This is a genomic window from uncultured Aurantimicrobium sp. (genome assembly GCF_936931525.1).
Taxonomy (GTDB): domain Bacteria; phylum Actinomycetota; class Actinomycetes; order Actinomycetales; family Microbacteriaceae; genus Aurantimicrobium.
Genome location: NZ_CAKZII010000183.1, coordinates 1 through 16,066 on the forward strand (window position 1 = coordinate 1; position 16,066 = coordinate 16,066).

15 protein-coding genes, 1 tRNA gene and 1 pseudogene are annotated in these 16,066 nt (G+C 53.8%); 10 read left to right on the forward strand and 7 right to left on the reverse strand.

Translation table 11 applies throughout. The features are described 5' to 3' along the window. Positions 1-162 precede the first annotated feature (162 nt). The 3 genes from Q0362_RS09305 (at position 163) to Q0362_RS09315 (ending at position 3,672) form a co-directional block, all read left to right on the forward strand. The gene (locus Q0362_RS09305) at positions 163-840 is read left to right on the forward strand and encodes a leucine-rich repeat domain-containing protein (protein ID WP_298122812.1); all 678 of its coding nucleotides are present in this window, start codon (positions 163-165) and stop codon (positions 838-840) included. A 604-nt stretch (positions 841-1,444) separates the two neighbouring features. Next, positions 1,445-2,569 carry a glycerophosphodiester phosphodiesterase family protein gene (locus Q0362_RS09310; RefSeq protein ID WP_298122815.1) on the forward strand — a complete coding sequence of 375 codons (1,125 nt, stop codon included), beginning with the start codon at positions 1,445-1,447 and terminating at the stop codon, positions 2,567-2,569. 248 nt (positions 2,570-2,817) lie between these two features. Further along, positions 2,818-3,672: a DUF1684 domain-containing protein gene (locus Q0362_RS09315; RefSeq protein WP_298122816.1), complete on the forward strand. Its 855-nt coding sequence runs from the start codon at positions 2,818-2,820 to the stop codon at positions 3,670-3,672. On the opposite strand, the gene Q0362_RS09320 is transcribed toward Q0362_RS09315, so the two are convergent. Next, positions 3,669-4,205, reverse strand: coding sequence for a PadR family transcriptional regulator (locus Q0362_RS09320; protein WP_298122820.1), 537 nt, complete (start codon positions 4,203-4,205; stop codon positions 3,669-3,671). The genes Q0362_RS09315 and Q0362_RS09320 overlap by 4 nt on opposite strands. Before the next feature lie 175 nt (positions 4,206-4,380). On the opposite strand from Q0362_RS09320, the gene Q0362_RS09325 reads away from it, so the two are divergent. After that, a complete protein-coding gene (locus tag Q0362_RS09325) occupies positions 4,381-4,881 on the forward strand; it encodes a DUF3145 domain-containing protein (protein WP_298122822.1) in 501 nt (166 codons plus the stop codon). Between the two features lie 51 nt (positions 4,882-4,932). Here Q0362_RS09325 and Q0362_RS09330 read toward each other — a convergent pair whose 3' ends face one another. The 6 genes from Q0362_RS09330 to aceE form a co-directional block, all read right to left on the reverse strand. Further along, positions 4,933-6,171, reverse strand: a complete 1,239-nt coding sequence (locus Q0362_RS09330) for a beta-ketoacyl synthase (RefSeq protein WP_298122824.1) — start codon at positions 6,169-6,171, stop codon at positions 4,933-4,935. A gap of 92 nt (positions 6,172-6,263) precedes the next feature. After that, positions 6,264-6,509, reverse strand: a complete 246-nt coding sequence (locus Q0362_RS09335; protein WP_110233182.1) for an acyl carrier protein — start codon at positions 6,507-6,509, stop codon at positions 6,264-6,266. 61 nt (positions 6,510-6,570) lie between these two features. Next, on the reverse strand, positions 6,571-7,581 hold the full coding sequence (locus Q0362_RS09340; RefSeq protein WP_280795037.1) for a beta-ketoacyl-ACP synthase III: 1,011 nt from the start codon (positions 7,579-7,581) through the stop codon (positions 6,571-6,573). Positions 7,582-7,606: 25 nt separating this feature from the next. Then, a complete protein-coding gene (locus tag Q0362_RS09345) occupies positions 7,607-8,527 on the reverse strand; it encodes an ACP S-malonyltransferase (RefSeq protein WP_298122826.1) in 921 nt (306 codons plus the stop codon). 110 nt (positions 8,528-8,637) lie between these two features. Continuing rightward, the gene (locus Q0362_RS09350; protein WP_298122828.1) at positions 8,638-9,846 is read right to left on the reverse strand and encodes a CdaR family transcriptional regulator; all 1,209 of its coding nucleotides are present in this window, start codon (positions 9,844-9,846) and stop codon (positions 8,638-8,640) included. Positions 9,847-9,855: 9 nt separating this feature from the next. Beyond that, the gene (gene aceE / locus Q0362_RS09355) at positions 9,856-12,582 is read right to left on the reverse strand and encodes a pyruvate dehydrogenase (acetyl-transferring), homodimeric type (protein WP_298122830.1); all 2,727 of its coding nucleotides are present in this window, start codon (positions 12,580-12,582) and stop codon (positions 9,856-9,858) included. A gap of 194 nt (positions 12,583-12,776) precedes the next feature. Here aceE and Q0362_RS09360 point away from each other — a divergent pair, with 194 nt between their 5' ends. The 6 genes and pseudogenes from Q0362_RS09360 to Q0362_RS09385 all read left to right on the forward strand — a co-directional run. Next, positions 12,777-13,235: a peroxiredoxin gene (locus tag Q0362_RS09360; RefSeq protein ID WP_298122832.1), complete on the forward strand. Its 459-nt coding sequence runs from the start codon at positions 12,777-12,779 to the stop codon at positions 13,233-13,235. Between the two features lie 14 nt (positions 13,236-13,249). After that, positions 13,250-13,322: transfer RNA gene (locus tag Q0362_RS09365), tRNA-Val, on the forward strand. A 148-nt stretch (positions 13,323-13,470) separates the two neighbouring features. Next, complete coding sequence (locus tag Q0362_RS09370) at positions 13,471-14,268, forward strand: hypothetical protein (protein ID WP_298122834.1); 798 nt, start codon at positions 13,471-13,473, stop codon at positions 14,266-14,268. Positions 14,269-14,277: 9 nt separating this feature from the next. Then, positions 14,278-15,093: a Nif3-like dinuclear metal center hexameric protein gene (locus Q0362_RS09375; protein WP_298122837.1), complete on the forward strand. Its 816-nt coding sequence runs from the start codon at positions 14,278-14,280 to the stop codon at positions 15,091-15,093. Between the two features lie 39 nt (positions 15,094-15,132). After that, positions 15,133-15,867, forward strand: a complete 735-nt coding sequence (locus tag Q0362_RS09380) for a zinc ribbon domain-containing protein (protein ID WP_298122839.1) — start codon at positions 15,133-15,135, stop codon at positions 15,865-15,867. After that, positions 15,867-16,066, forward strand: a pseudogene (locus Q0362_RS09385) (hypothetical protein); the annotation flags it as partial. The gene Q0362_RS09380 and the pseudogene Q0362_RS09385, both read left to right, overlap by 1 nt.

Below are 16,066 nucleotides of genomic sequence, written 5' to 3' on the forward strand. Positions count from 1 at the left end.
GGGTTCAAGTCCCGTCCGCCCTACCAAGAAGCATTTATAATCAAGTGTTCACGGCCTTTTTGTTGACGAGGTTCATTAACTGTGGAATTGTATGCCACACAGTGATTGTGCAGATTTGATGAGACTGCTTTGATCCTGTTATCAAACTAGGGGCAAGCCTAAATGCGCAAAAATTCTGTTGTTACCGTAATCATTTCAGCGCTATTACTACTTGCCTTAATCTCAACGCCAGCGCATGCAATTGGTGCAACATCAACTGAAAATTGCAGCATAAGCGGAACATTTACGATTACTTCTGGTGTGGTGTCTGGGGGGAATTCGTGCGCTGGTGTTGCTGTAATTCCAGCTAGTGTCACGTCAATTGGGAACAGCGCGTTCGCTGGCGCTACCGCACTATCCTCAATCACCATCCCATCTAGTGTCACATCAATTCCGGAGGGCGCGTTTTATGGTGCAACCGCACTCACCTCCATCACCATCCCAGCAAGTGTCACATCAATTGGAGATTTAGCGTTTCAAGACGCAACTTCACTGGCTAGTGTCTACTTCCTAGGAAATGCGCCTGCAACTATCGGTATAACACCATTTTTGAACACTGCTCCGGGAGCAAAGGCACTCATTAGATCTGGAACTACCGGCTTTACAACATCTGGAACACCTGCACTCTGGAATGGGCTCGCTGTTGAAGTTGTAGCTGATACTCCAATGCCAGCCCAAACTCCTCAACTTGCCGAAACCGGAGCATCGGAGCCAATTGCGTTAGGCGTTATGGCGTCAATGTCAGCAACACTAGTTGCTTCTGGAATGTTCCTTCTTCATCGTCGACGTAAGCTCGGCTAAAACTATTTACCTCAATACTCGGCGTCTAGTGCGTCGGCTCTAGTGGCTTAACTTTTCTTGATTGCAACCGATTCCCCCGAATTTTTTGTGTAAGTGAATCTTGGGTTGATTTACGTCCTGGAGGATTTTGAGGACTTCTTTGAGAAGGCAGGAGTTTTGGGAGGTTTGCAGACTTGCTTATGGACTCGAAGCCTGAGTTGAGTTTGAACTGACTCTGCTAATGACCCGTTAAACAGGACCCAGTTGTAATCAATAGTCACAAAAACTACCAAAGGTTTATTGCAAGAAATTGGCTACTTGGATAGTAATTAATTTTCTATTGAGGCTGAAACAGTTCTCATAATCCGTCGGTCACGGGTTCAAGTCCCGTCCGCCCTACACAACATCCCTCAACAACGTTTTGTGAAGTTCTCTTACTTCAAAGCTCTGCTTGAAGGAATCCGCTCGAGCACAGATCCTCATGAGCTGGGATAGCAATGACCTCGTCCCGATGGAATCCAAAGCTGTGTAGCTGCTTATAGAGGTTTGAACCAAAAGAGTAGATGTAGAGCATTTATCGCTCGACTTTTCGCAAAACAACTGACTCTGCTTGTATTGTTGCCCAATGAGTATCTGGCGAGGGGCGATGAAGTTCAAGGGTATGGGCTTAACGCTTGTTTTAGCTTTATTGGTTTCTCAAGGATTAGTGAGTTGTTCCGCGCCACCGGTTACGACGGCAGTGCACCTACCGACAGGTTTCGATCTCGAAGCCCATCGCGGGGGACGTGATGCAAGACCTGAAAACTCTCTCTCAGCTTTTGCCTATGCGCTGGCTGTTGGTGTCACCACTCTTGAGATGGACATGCAAATCACCTCGGACGGCGTGATTGTTGTCCGTCATAACAGAATTATTCCTTGGTATGAGGCAAAAAATTCCTGGGGTAAATTCCTCGTTTCTGATGAACAACCAGACATTGAAACGCGTACCTATGACGAACTGAAGGCATACGACCTTGGCGGAATAAGTCCGAATGCTCCCTTTGGTTATTGGGACTCTCACGGCGTGAGTCAAAAACAAATACAAGGAACGCAGATCACAAGTTTGGAAGAAGTATTCCAACTTGTGCGGGATTGGGGGAATGATTCGGTTTTTTTCAACATCGAAACTAAATCAAATCCTTATCCTGACCACAAACAAGCAGTTTCTCCTCAAGCTTGGGTTAGTAAGTTCTATGAATTAGTCAAGAAATATGGTCTGACTGACAGGGTGATGCTTCAATCTTTCGATTGGCGAACCTTGGTAGAAATGAAGAAATTAGATCCGAGTATCCCTACCGTTGCTCTTACAGCGAATCAACCTTCTTGGAACATGGAAGGCGATGAGGGAGATTATCAGTGGAAAGGACGTGCCGAACCCTCTCCTTGGATGGCTGGCCTCGATATTGACGACTTCGCTGGTGACATAGTGAAAGCAGCCGATGCCATTGGGGCGGACGTGATTTCGCCCTATGAAAGCGAAGTGACGCCTTCTGTCGTAACCGAAGCACACCAGCTAGGTATGCGGGTAGTCCCTTACACGGTTAACGACCCAATTCGGATGAAGGAATTAATTCTGATGCAGGTTGATGGAATCATCACGGATAGGCCCGCCACTTTGCGAGCTATTTGCCAAGAAATGGGTATCCCGGTTCCCGCCGCTGATCCTGCACCAGCAAAGAAACCATATTTCAGTGGTACGGAGGGGCTCTAATTTGAGCATGAGGGGATTCTCTGAGCTGAGAACTCCAATTTTTAATCACTTGCTGAATTGTTTCGAAGAATTCTTTGCCAAATTCCTAGCTGCTCGAAAGCATTAAAAGATCTAGTTCCCATTCACCGGCCACGGTTTTTGGGCAGATCAAACTTAACGAACTGAGCGTTTGATCTGTTGTATGAATTATGCAAATAATTCGGGAGTGGCTCAGGGGGACAATCAAATGGTCAAACTAATCTGTTTGTGTGACCAACTCAACGCCTCCAGCTGCTGTCCCTCAAACCCCTGAAGAGGCATATGCCTACTTCCGTAGTCGTCGTCACGAAATGGCTCTGCTGCCCCAAGGTTCTCTGGCACTTGTCAACACTCAGTGGTTCTATGGCGCACCAGGTGAGGCTGAAAGTGTGTGGGGAATCAACGGCTTGTGGTCAGCGCTCCCTGATGGCGAAAAGGGAGTTCAACTCACTGCTGTAGCAGCTGACAACATCATTGTTGACGGAGCGGTTGTAGACGGAACTGTCGTGGTGACAGGTAAGGATGCGGACGCGGCATCCACAATCATTTTTGACGAGACCAAATCGGGAACCATCATCAAGGGTGAGGACGGCAAGTATGCCCTACGTGTCTGGGACACGAACTCTGATGATCTGCAGAACTTCGGTTCGATTGATGCGTTCGACTACAACCCTGACTGGGTAGTCACTGGAACATTCACTCCTATTGAGGGGGGACGTGCTGTTGAAATGTCTCACCTCAAGGATCAAGGTGCTTCTAGGGACAAAATCATTCCCGGAGACATTCGCTTCACCATTGATGGCGTTGAGTATTCACCTTCTGCCTACAAAGAAGGCCGCGCTCTCATGATCGTGTTCTCGGATGCCACATCGGGGCCTGTGAGCTATAGCGTAGGTCGATTCCTCATGGTTGCTCCCAACCCTGACGGGACAATCACCCTGGACTTCAACCGTGCTTATCTGCCACCGTGTGCATTTAGCTACAACTTCAACTGCCCTATGCCTCCTGCTGAGAACCGTTTCCCTTTTGCTGTTGAAGCAGGGGAGAAGAACGTTCTGAACAAAGCAGGAGAGTTACTTCACTAAGCCTTAGCCGGACGGCCACGCTTGGGTCGTCCAATGGCATATCCAGGCTGCGGTTGGATAACTGCTGCCTGAACGTCCGCAAGCCAGGACGACACCGCTTCGCGGTATCGCATGTTGGCTTGTGTGTTCAGAAGTTGGGCTGGAGTATCTGCAATTCCCGTTGAAGAATTCTCTAGAAGTTCATTGAGCTTGCCCAACAATTCTGTGGCGTGCAGAGCACTCACACTCGAGCTGATTAACACAACGTCTTGAACATCTGCCCATTCGGGTAGAGCTGACAAAGAACTACCCTCAAGCCACGCGACTGCCTCCGCAGCGCCTGCCTCAGTCAAGACATAAAGGGGGAGTCCATCTTCCGTGAGCCCTTTGTGAGCCACGAGGCCCGCAGTGCTGAGACGATCAAGGGTGCCATAGACCTGGCCAACGTTGGTTCTTGCACGATGTGGAGCTCGTGCACCGAGTTCAGCATGCAACTGGAGACCGTATGCGGGACCCAGGGTCAAGATTCCTAGGAGTGCTTCGCGTACGGCCATAAAAACACTCTACTGAGTAGAGTCCATTCTGAGAACTCGCTGTGAGGGGATAAACCCTTGTTGTTATGCGGGTCTGGGCTGTGTCACACTAGACCCACAACAAAATACGCTCGAGAGTTATCTCGCATCCATGTGGTCGTAGGGGAAGACGCACCACAAAGAAAAGGATGAAGAGATGACTGCAGTGTCGACCGGAGTGGTTTATATCCACTCCTCGCCTCGCGCGTTAAGCCCACATGTTGAGTGGGCTATTAGTCGTGTCCTTGGCAAGGGAATCACGCTGTCCTGGAGCCCACAGCCCATCCTTAACGGTTCACAGCGCTCTGAGTATGTCTGGCAAGGCCCAGTCGGCTCTGGCAGCGCTATAGCCTCTGCTCTGTTGGGTTGGGAGCAGTTGCGCTTTGAAGTAACCGAAGATGCTGCCCCGGGTATCGACGGTGGCCGCTGGTGTCACACCCCTTCACTGGGACTCTTTCACTCGCCGGTGGATGCTGCCGGAAACATGGTTATCACCGAAAACAGACTCCGCGCCGTCCTTGACTTTGCTGGAAATGATGCTGATCTGCTCAGAACGGGCATCTCACGCTCCTTGGGTGAAGAGTGGGACTCAGAGCTCGATGTCTTCCGTTATGCCTCAGATATGGCGGCTGTGCGCTGGCTGCATCAAGTGGGTTAGAACTTAAACGAAGAAAGCCCCTGCGTGAGCAGGGGCTTTCTTCGTTGTGGCTTAGTTGTAGCTGCGGAACGCAACCACGGCGTTGTGTCCACCGAAACCAAACGAGTTGCTGATGGCGAGGATATCGCCGGCGGGAAGCTCGCGAGGGCTGGTAACAACATCAAGTTTGATCTCAGGATCCTGGTTCTCAAGGTTGATGGTCGGGGGAGCAAGACGGTTGTGGAGAGCCAGAACAGTAAACATGGCCTCAATAGCGCCAGCACCACCAAGAAGGTGACCTGTGGAAGCCTTCGTTGCTGAAACGGCAATGTTGTCGAGGTGGTCTCCGAATACGCGACGCAGAGCGTTGTATTCGGCGATATCTCCAACTGGAGTAGAGGTGGCGTGAGCATTGATGTGGACGACGTCCTCAATACTTGCGCCTGCCTGCTCGAGAGCTTGAAGCATGGCTCGTGCTGCTGCAGACCCTTCGGGGTCTGGTGCAGTGATGTGATACGCATCAGAGGTGACAGCGCCGCCGGCAACCTCTGCATAAATCTTTGCTCCACGAGCTAGTGCGTGCTCTTCAGTTTCAAGAACCAGAGCAGCCGCACCTTCACCGAGGACGAAACCGTCACGGTTCACGTCATAGGGGCGAGAAGCGGCCTGTGGATCGTCATTGCGCTTAGAAAGTGCCTGCATGGCAGCAAACGATGCAATGGGAAGTGGGTGGATAGCGGCTTCAGAACCACCAGCGATGATGACATCAGCAAGGCCAGCCTGAAGGTGCTCATACGCGTTCGCAATAGCCTCGGTGCTGGAAGCACAGGCAGAAACAACGGTGCGAACACCTGCACGGGCGTGGAGGTCCATACCGATAGCTGCTCCTGGGCCGTTAGGCATGAGCATGGGGACAGTCATGGGAAGAACACGACGAGGGCCTTTTTCGCGCAGGGTGTCCCATGCGTCGAGGAGAGTCCATACGCCACCAATACCGGTGGACCAGTCAACGGCGAGGCGACCAGGGTCAACCTCGGGGCTGCCTGCATCTGCCCATGCTTCGCGGCCTGCGATGAGTGCGAACTGAGAAGAAGGGTCGAGACGCTTGGTCTCCACGCGCTCAAGAACGTCGACTGCGGGAACGGCTGCCTGAGCAGCAAACTTGATGGGGATTTCCCACTTCTCAACCCACTCTTGCTCAAGTGCACGTGCACCTGACTTGCCTGCGAGGAGTGCTGCCCAGGTCTCGGGGGCATTTCCTGCGAGAGGAGACGTGGTACCGATACCGGTGACGACAATCTTCTTGCTCATGAGTGGAGTCTTTCTAGTGGGGGTGGAGGGAAAGCTGGGGGATTGTAAACAAGGGCCGGAACTGGTGTTACCGGCCCTCGCTTACGAAATCCTTAGGATGCAGAAACGATGAAGTTAACTGCGTCGCCGACGGTCTTGAGGTTCTTTACTTCCTCGTCGGGGATCTTTACGTCGAACTTCTCTTCAGCGTTCACGACGATGGTCATCATCGAGATCGAGTCAATGTCGAGGTCGTCGGTGAAAGACTTGTCCAGCTGTACCGTGTCGGTTGCAATGCCGGTTTCGTCGTTTACGAGCTCAGCCAGACCTGCAAGTACTTCTTCGGTGGACAGTGCCATTGTTATCTCCTTGTTGGGGGTTCGTTTGACTGGTTTAGTTTACCGGCCAAAAGAGGCTTTTCTAGGGAAGGACGACGACCTGAGCGCCATAAACGAGACCGGCACCAAAGCCGATTTCGAGGGCGAGGCCACCGCTGAGCTCGGGGTGTTCTTCGAGCAGTCTGTGGGTTGCGAGTGGGATTGAGGCTGCGGAGGTGTTTCCGGTGGTCTCAATGTCCTTCGCAATGACAACGGATTCGGGCAGTTTGAGCTGCTTGGCGAATTCGTCAATGATGCGCATGTTGGCTTGGTGGGGGATGAAGGCTGCGAGCTGATCGCTGGTGATGCCTGCTTCTTCAAGTGCCTTCTGGGCTACCTTAGCCATCTCCCAGACGGCCCAGCGGAATACGGTCTGGCCTTCTTGGCGCAGGGTTGGCCAGGCAACATCACCGTGGCCGTCGCGGTATTCAGCCAGAGTGTGGTTCATCCCCACGGCATCCCACTTCGAGCCGTCTGAACCCCAGACGCTCTTGGAAATGCCAGGGAAGTCGCTGGGGCCAACAACGGCAGCACCAGCACCGTCACCGAGCAAGAAGCTGATGGTGCGGTCTGTGGGTTCGATGATTTCGCTCAGCTTTTCTGCCCCGATTACGAGCACATACTTTGCTAGGCCGGAACGAACAAACGAATCTGCTTGTGCAATGCCGTAGGTGTACCCAGCACACGCAGCAGAGATGTCATAGGCGGCCGCAGGGTTAGCGCCTACTCGGTCAGCAACCAGAGCAGCCATAGAAGGGGTCTGCACAGTGTTGCTGATCGTAGAGATGAGAACGACATCAATCTCTTCAGGCTTGATGCCTGCCTTTGCAATGGCTTCCTTGGCGGCCTCTGTTGCGAGGTCAGCAGCAGTGATGCCCTTGGAAGCGCGCTTGCGCGTGATCACACCGGTGCGCTGGCGAATCCATTCATCACTGGATTCGATCGGACCTGCGATGTCATCGTTGGTGACGGTGAGGTCGCCACGAGCAGCACCCATGGCGTAAATGCGAGCGTACTTGGCGCCTTCAGACTGCTTGAGATTCACGTGAGTCATGATGAGTTCTTTCTCGTCCGGCCGCTTAGGCGACAGAGTCAATCAGTTCGCGGGCAGCTACGAGGTCTTCGGGGGTCTTCACAGCGACGGTGGGAACGCCCTTGAGGCCACGCTTGGCCAGACCCACAAGTGCACCGGCAGGAGCTAACTCGATAATGCCTGTGACGCCAGCAGTGGCGAAACTCTCCATGCACTTATCCCAGCGCACAGGAGAAGAAACCTGTCCGACGAGGAGATCACGGAATTCCTGACCCTTGGTCACTATGGAACCGTCTTTGTTAGTCCAGAGAGTCTTGACCGCATCAGCAGTGTTCACGGTCTCGGCAGCTTCACGCAGAGTCTCCACAGCATCCAGCATGTAGCTGGTGTGGAAGGCACCTGCAACCTGCAAGGGGATTACTCGAGTACCTGCAGGAGGCTCTTCTGCCAGCTTGGCAAGTGCAGGAAGCTCACCTGCGACAACAAGTTGTCCACCACCGTTGTAGTTGGCGGGGAAAAGACCAAGTTCGGAGAGCTTGGCAAGAATCTCTGATTCTTCACCACCGATTACGGCGCTCATGCCGGTAGGTACCAACGCTGCAGCATCAGCCATGGCACGTCCGCGGATGCCCACGAGGCGAACGGCGTCGGTAGCGTCCAGGACACCAGCGCCCGCAGCTGCGGTGAATTCTCCAACAGAGTGGCCAGCAATACCGGAAGTCTTGGCAAGGTGATCAGTTTCTGCCAGTGCATCCAGGGTCAAGATGCCCGCTGCAACGATAAGGGGCTGCGCAATAGAAGTGTCACGAATGGTGTCAGCGTCACTGACAGTGCCGTGTTTAACCAAGTCCACGCCTGCGGCATCAGAAAGGCTCTCAAGAAGGGCTTTGGAGCCAGCGTCGGCAATCCAAGGTTCGAGGAATCCGGGGGTCTGTGAGCCCTGTCCAGGGCAGACGACAACAATCACGTGTTTAGTCTTCCAATCAATGGCGGTGAGCGCTGTGCACTCATCGACACACTATCGCGAGAATCGTTGTGGAGTCTCTACATTTTCCGCATGTTACCTGCGGAAAATCCCTATTCTGCGTTGATTGGGCGAAGAGGTTTGCGTGGCTTCTTGATGGGCTCCTTGATGGAGCCCACAATGAGAGCACACTGCAAGATCATGGCTTCACGGGGACCGGTGGCATCCCAGCCGATGACATCAGTCACACGCTTGAGGCGGTATCGCACTGTGTTGGGGTGAACAAACAGGTCGCGAGCCGTAGCTTCCAGGCTGCGACCATTATCCAGATAGCTCTGCAACGTCGTGAGGAGCTCGGAAGATTGATCGCTGAGTGGAACGTAAATGCGTTCAATGAGTGTGGCACGAGCCAACGGGTCTCCAGCAAGCGCACGTTCAGGCAAGAGGTCGTCTGCAGCAATAGGCCTTGTTGCCCCGCGCCACGCGCTGGCAACTGAGTAGCCAGCAAGTGCAGCACGAGCGCTTGTCACAGCATCAACGAGGGAAGGAACCTCGGGACCCACGACCAGGTGACCTTCGCCGAAGTCTTCTTCAATCTTGCGGGTGATGTCCATGAAGCTCATGGTGGAATTCTCCACCTCATCTTCCAGAGGTTCTGCTCTGCCGATAACGACAACAAGACGATTGCCTTGAACACCAATCAGAATGTCGGCATGTAAATGACGTGCTGTGCGGCGAAGACGGTCCACTTCTAGCTGACGTGGTGCGCGGCCGACAACAACACAGACCTCGCCACGGCCCTGCCAGCCCAAGGCGGCAATACGGCTGGGGAGCTCGTCGTCATATTCGCCAGAGAGGATGCTGTCGACTACGAGTGCCTCGAGACGTGCATCCCAGAGGCCGCGGGCCTCTGCTGCACGTGCATAGACATCTGCTGCTGCGAAAGCGATTTCACGCGAGTAAAGCAGGATTGCTTCGCGGAGCTCTTCACCGTGCCCTTTGATGCGCTCTTCTACAACTTCCACCGTGCAGCGAATGAGCTGCAGGGTTTGCTGCAGAGTGACCGAGCGGAGAAGTTCACGAGGGGCACCACCAAACACATCCGAGGCAATCCACGGAGTTGTTTTGGGGTCGTCAAACCAGGCAATGAACGAGGTAATTCCCGCCTGAGCTACCAGTCCCACAGCAGAGCGACGCCCAGGGGGCATATCGCGATACCAGGGGAGTGTGTCCTCTAGGCGTTTAACGGTCAGCGTGGAGAGCTCACCAGAAATGGTGCGCAACCACGCAAGCGTTTCCGCTTTGGTTCGTTCAGCGGCCATCCGCGTTGGTTAGCTTTCGCCGCCGGCAGATCCGGTGGTTCCTGCAGTGACGTCGTAGAGGCGGTACTTCTCGATGGCCTGGCGAACCAGTCCACGATCAACCTTGCCCTGCTTAGCCAGTTGCTCGAGTGTGCGCACCACGACGGAAGGACCATCGATAGTGAAGAAACGACGAGCTGCTGCACGAGTATCACTGAAACCGAAACCGTCTGCACCCAAGGTGGCATAGTCACCAGGAACGTAGGGGCGGATCAAGTCAGGAACCATGTGGTTGTAGTCGGTCACGGCAACAAATGGACCCTCAGCACCAGAGAGTTTCTCGGTGACGTAAGGAACCTGTGCAGGTGCCTCAGGGTTCATCATGTTGAAGTGGTCAGCTGCAATACCGTCACGGCGCAGTTCACCCCATGAGGTGACTGACCAGACATCAGCAGAAACTCCCCAGTCCTCAGCCAGCAACTTCTGTGCTTCCAATGCCCAAGGCACAGCAACACCGGAAGCCAAGATCTGAGACTTGACGCCAGGCATGGTGTTTTCCTGAAGCTTGTAAATACCGCGCAGAACGCCATCGACATCGAGGTTCTCTGGTTCAGCAGGCTGCTGAATGGGCTCGTTGTAGACGGTGATGTAGTACATCACGTTGGGGTCTGGGTGAGTTCCGCCATACATGCGCTGCAGACCATCACGCATGATGTGTCCGATTTCGTATGTGTAGGCAGGGTCATAGGTCACAACCGCAGGGTTAGTTGCAGCGAGGATAGGCGAGTGGCCGTCAGCGTGCTGAAGACCTTCACCGGTCAGGGTGGTGCGACCAGCGGTTGCACCAATGACGAATCCACGGACCATCTGGTCACCAGCGAGCCACAGGGCGTCACCGGTGCGCTGGAATCCGAACATCGAGTAGAAGACGTAGATCGGAATGAGGATTTCACCCTGAGTGGAGTAGGAGCTACCCACGGCGGTAAACGCGGCTAGAGCGCCCGCCTCATTGATACCCACGTGAATGATGGTTCCGGTGGGGTCTTCCTTGTATGCCAGCAGAAGATCGCGGTCCACGGACATGTAGTGCTGTCCGTTGGGGTTGTAGATCTTGGCGTTCGGGAAGAAGGTATCCATACCGAAGGTGCGAGCCTCGTCAGGAATGATCGGTACCAAACGTGGACCAAATTCCTTGTCGCGGATCAAATCCTTGAGCAAGCGCACGAAGCCCATGGTGGTAGCAACTTCTTGGACGCCAGAACCCTTGGCAGCGATGTCGTAGGTCTTCTTTTCAGGAAGAGCCAACTCGGTGTACTTGGTTCGACGCTCTGGAACGTATCCACCGAGTTCACGGCGACGTTCGTGCATGTACTGCAGGCGAGGATCGTTGTCCTCAGGCTTGTAGTACGGAGGCATGTAGGGGTTTTCTTCCAGAACCGCATCGGTGATGGGGATCTTGAGGAAGTCACGCATGAGCTTGAGGTCATCAAGCTTCATCTTCTTCATCTGGTGGGTCGCGTTGCGGCCCTCGAAGTGCTTACCCAGACCGTAACCCTTGATGGTGTGAGCCAAGATGACGGTGGGCTGACCCTTGTGCTCGGAGGCTGCCTTGAATGCGGCATAGACCTTGTTGTAGTCGTGGCCACCGCGCTTGAGCTTCCAGACGTCGTCATCGCTCATGTGCTCGACGAGCTTGAGAGCACGAGGGTCACGAGCGAAGAAGTTCTCACGCACGAAGGCGCCGTCTTCGGTCTTGTAGGTCTGGAAGTCACCATCGGGGGTGACGTTCATCAGGGTGCGGAGAGCACCGTCGTGGTCGTTTTCGAGAAGTGAATCCCATTCACGACCCCAGATGACCTTGATGACGTTCCAGCCAGCACCGCGGAAGAAGCTCTCGAGCTCCTGGATGATCTTGCCGTTACCGCGAACAGGGCCGTCGAGACGCTGCAGGTTGCAGTTGATCACGAAGTTGAGGTTGTCGAGACCTTCGTTGGCAGCTACCTGGAGCTGACCACGCGATTCGACCTCATCCATTTCGCCGTCGCCGAGGAATGCCCAGACCTGCTGGTCAGATGCATCCTTGATGCCACGGTTGGTGAGGTAGCGGTTGAGCTGTGCCTGGTAGATCGCGTTGATGGGGCCAAGACCCATGGACACGGTGGGGAACTGCCAGAAGTCAGGCATCAAACGGGGGTGTGGGTAGGACGAGAGTCCGCCACCGGTGTGTGACTTTTCCTGACGGAAGCCATCAAGCTGGCTTTCGTTTAGTCGTCCCTCGAGGAATGCACGTGCGTAGACACCGGGGGAGGCGTGACCCTGCACGAAGATCTGGTCTCCACCACCGGGGTGGTCCTGACCGCGGAAGAAGTGGTTGAAACCAACTTCATAGAGAGACGAGGAAGAAGCGTAGGAAGAGATGTGGCCACCCACACCAATGCCGGGGCGCTGTGCGCGGTGCACGAGCATCGCAGCGTTCCAGCGGATCCATGCACGGTAGCGACGTTCAGTCTCTTCGTCACCGGGGAAGGCAGGCTCGTTCTCGGGAGCAATGGTGTTGAGGTAGTCGGTGGTGGGAACCATGGGCACGCCCAAGTGAAGTTCCTTCGAGCGACGAAGTAGGGAGAGCATGATGTCTCGACCACGTTCGTGACCCTGTGACGCAACGACGCCATCGAGTGATTCATTCCATTCCGCTGTCTCTTGCGGATCGGCGTCGTAGTTACTGACCGAGTAGGGATCCTGGTCGTTAACCGTCACAACAACCTCTTTCTTACAAGCAGATCGTGCCTGTACATGCTGGGGGAGGGAAGATCCAGCTGGGTTACAGCGTGGACACTAGGTAACACTCTACAGACGAGATTATGCCTTGGAGTAATTACCTATGGATATGTAAACCATCAACGCATCTAGGATTGTTCTGTCGTCATCCCACAAAACAAGGAGAAGCTCAGATGAGCCTTACTGTTGGTGCACCAGCCCCAGAATTTACGTTGAAGAACCAGTTCGGTGAAGAAGTTTCTTTAGCCCAGTTCCGTGGGGTGAAACCAGTTGTTCTCGTGTTCTACCCACTTGCGTTTACTGGCATCTGCACCGGCGAGTTGTGTGAACTGCGTGACAACATTTCCGTATTCAAGACCAACGGAGTTGAACTTCTTGCTATCTCTGTTGATTCGAAGGACACTTTGCGCGTATTTGCTGAGAAAGAAAATTATGATTTCTCGCTCCTGTCAGACATGTGGCCTCATGGTGAAGTGGCGATGAAGTACGGCGTATTCCTTGAAGACAAGGGCTTTGCGAACCGTGGCACCTTCGTGATCGACAAAGAGGGAAACCTCGCTGGACAGTTTGTAACTGCCCCTGGACAGGCCCGCGATTTCGCTTCGTACAAAGAGCTCGTAGAAAACCTGTAATATATTTCGAGCACGGGCCTTTAGCTCAGTTGGTAGAGCGCCACGTTTACACCGTGGATGTCATCGGTTCGAGCCCGGTAGGGCCCACTCGTGTGAAAGAGCGTCGCAGAAATGCGACGCTCTTTCTTTTTCTCTATTTTCAGTTAGGGCATCCGAACTTTTGGGTTAACGTTTGGTGTTCAAGTAGTGTGCTCTGAGGGGATTTCCCCTACACAAGGCAAAGGAGGCGTGAACAATGACTGAAAATTCTGAGTCAACTTTCCAGCCTCACTCTGATGAAGAGCTGGCCCGCCTGCTAGAAGAGCAGATGCGAGTAATGCGTTCCGCGCAACCCATCACTGCACCCCAGCCCGTGACAACTTTCGCTCCCGAACCCGCTGAAGCCGAAGTTGCTCCAGTGGTTGAAGAAGAGCTCGGCATCGATGATCTTTTCGGTGCTCTCTTGGAAGACACCACCGATATCCCGGTTGTTGAAGATGTTGTGGTGGAGGAAATCTTTATTCCTTCGGTGGATGAGAGCACACTCGAGCACACTCAACCGATCACCTACATCCACGAAGAGGTCATCGAGGTGGAAGTGGTCGAAGACCACGTCATCGTTGAAGAGACAATTGTTGAAGAGATCATCGAAGACGCGCATGTTGTCGCAGAGCGCGTGCTTTCTGAAATCAGCATTGACGGCGAAATTGTAGCCACCACAATTTCTGAAACCGCAGGGCCAGATCCCATCCCTCAGATGTTTGGCGAAGCAGTTGTCAACGAGAGCGTTGCTGCTCCTGTTTTTGCTGCTGCCGTGAGCTACTCACCCGAAGTCATCGAGGATGTCGTTGTCACGGAAGAGGTCATCGAAGAGGTCATCTTTACCGAGGCAGCATCTGAAGAAGTTGTTGTTGAGGACGTCGTTATCGAAGAAAGCGTTGAAGTTGAAGATATTCCTCACTTCCGCTCAACTAACCCGATCAACAACATCAACTCTTTTGCTCCGCGCCCCAGCTTTGATGAGCTCGTTTTCGGGGTTAAGTCAGACGACTAGGCTCGAATCGTGACTAATCTTCGCGATGTTGTTGAGTATGCCCACTCGTTGTGGCCCCTGTCTGGTGCCGAAACGTGGGATGCTCCTGGTTTGGTTTCTGGTGCGCTCGACAGCCCCGTCACGCGCATCCTGCTTGCAGTAGATGCTGTCTCAGAGACGGTCGAACAAGCTGTTGAGGTCAACGCAGATCTGTTGATCACTCATCACCCCCTCTTGATGCGCGGTGTGACGAGTGTCAATGAAGAGCTGTACAAAGGCAGTCTTATTGCCCAGCTGATCCGAGGAAACGTGGCACTCCTTGCCGCTCACACCAATGCGGATGTAGTCGAAGATGGCGTCTCTGACGTCATTGCGAAATCTCTTGGTCTAGTGAACCCGGCACCTATTGAACCAGGTGCAGTTTCCGGAACAGGTATTGGTCGCGTGGGGAACCTTCCTGAGGTGACCACTCTGGGATCACTTGCTCGTGTTCTTGCAGATCTGCTTCCCAACACAGCCGGGGGAGTCAAAGTCTCCGGTGACTTTAATGCAGCAATCTCTCGCGTCGCGCTATGTGGGGGTGCTGGAGATTCTCTGCTGGCCACTGATGCTGTTCGTGGTGCAGATGTGTACATCACCTCAGATCTTCGTCATCACCCCGCGCAAGAAGCTCGGGAACAGGCACTTGTTTCTGGCGGACCCGCCCTGATCGATGTCTCTCACTGGGCATCTGAGTGGCTGTGGCTAGATACTGCTGCTGCCCAGTTACAGAAGCAATTCCCTGATATCGATGTTGAGGTTTCGGATCTGCGCACAGATCCATGGGACTTCCTCGTCGTACAGTAGAGATAACAGTTCCACCCATAATTCAACGAGAGAAGTGACGTGAAAGCACGCCCCGAGGATCAGCTCGCTCTGCTCACCCTGCAAGAACGTGATAACCACATCACTCAGTTGAACCATGCACGCAAGAACATCGCAGAACAAGCAGAACTTGCTGAAGTAACTGCATCCCTGCGTGAATTTTCACAATCACTTATTGCTGCTCAGGGTGTTCTTGAAGACGCCAAGATCGAACTTTCTCGCATCGAAGACGACGTTCGTGTCGTGGATGAGCGCATTGCCAAAGACAAAGAACGTGAGTCCGGTGCTGCTTCGGCAAAAGATCTTCAGGCACTTGAAGCAGAATTGACGTCTCTTGCCACCCGCAAGAGCAATCTGGAAGATATTGAACTCGTTGTCATGCAGAGCATCGAAGATGCTGAAGTTGCAGTGGCAGATGTTGTTGTGGAACGCGACGCTGTGGAAGCACGCCGTGCAGCCTTGGCAGCGGCTGTAGCTGCTCGTGAAGCTGAGATTGATGCCCAGCTGGTCCAAGAACAAGCGGCTCGTAGTGAATTGGTTGCCAGCCTCCCTGCAGACCTCGTTGAGCTTTATGAGCGCCAGAGGGCTCGCTATGGCATCGGAGCAGCATTGCTCACTCGTCGGGTGACTGGTGGCAGCGGAGTGGAACTCACTTCGACTGACCTTGATGCAGTGCGAACTGCAGCACCAGATGACGTCGTCATCTGTCCTGACAGCTCGTGCATTCTTGTGCGCACGAACGAATCTGGACTCTAATGCCACGACAGCTCATCATTGAGGCAGACGGTGGTTCCCGTGGCAACCCAGGTATTGCCGCCGGTGGGGCAGTCGTCATCGACGGTGAAACCCAACAGGTACTTTCTTCCGTGGGCGTTTATGTAGGCATCGCCACGAACAACGTGGCTGAATACAACGGCCTTCTGGCCGGTCTGATCAAGGCCGACGAGCCCGCCCC

Bases quoted from the DNA above. Each gene is read 5' to 3' on its own strand.
- Q0362_RS09325 (WP_298122822.1), top strand. From the start codon at position 4,381: ATGACTGCAGTGTCGACCGGAGTGGTTTATATCCACTCCTCGCCTCGC.
- Q0362_RS09335 (WP_110233182.1), bottom strand. From the start codon at position 6,509: ATGGCACTGTCCACCGAAGAAGTACTTGCAGGTCTGGCTGAGCTCGTA.
- Q0362_RS09320 (WP_298122820.1), bottom strand. From the start codon at position 4,205: ATGGCCGTACGCGAAGCACTCCTAGGAATCTTGACCCTGGGTCCCGCA.
- Q0362_RS09350 (WP_298122828.1), bottom strand. From the start codon at position 9,846: ATGGCCGCTGAACGAACCAAAGCGGAAACGCTTGCGTGGTTGCGCACC.
- Q0362_RS09360 (WP_298122832.1), top strand. From the start codon at position 12,777: ATGAGCCTTACTGTTGGTGCACCAGCCCCAGAATTTACGTTGAAGAAC.
- Q0362_RS09305 (WP_298122812.1), top strand. From the start codon at position 163: ATGCGCAAAAATTCTGTTGTTACCGTAATCATTTCAGCGCTATTACTA.
- Q0362_RS09310 (WP_298122815.1), top strand. From the start codon at position 1,445: ATGAGTATCTGGCGAGGGGCGATGAAGTTCAAGGGTATGGGCTTAACG.
- Q0362_RS09330 (WP_298122824.1), bottom strand. From the start codon at position 6,171: ATGAGCAAGAAGATTGTCGTCACCGGTATCGGTACCACGTCTCCTCTC.
- Q0362_RS09370 (WP_298122834.1), top strand. From the start codon at position 13,471: ATGACTGAAAATTCTGAGTCAACTTTCCAGCCTCACTCTGATGAAGAG.
- Q0362_RS09340 (WP_280795037.1), bottom strand. From the start codon at position 7,581: ATGACTCACGTGAATCTCAAGCAGTCTGAAGGCGCCAAGTACGCTCGC.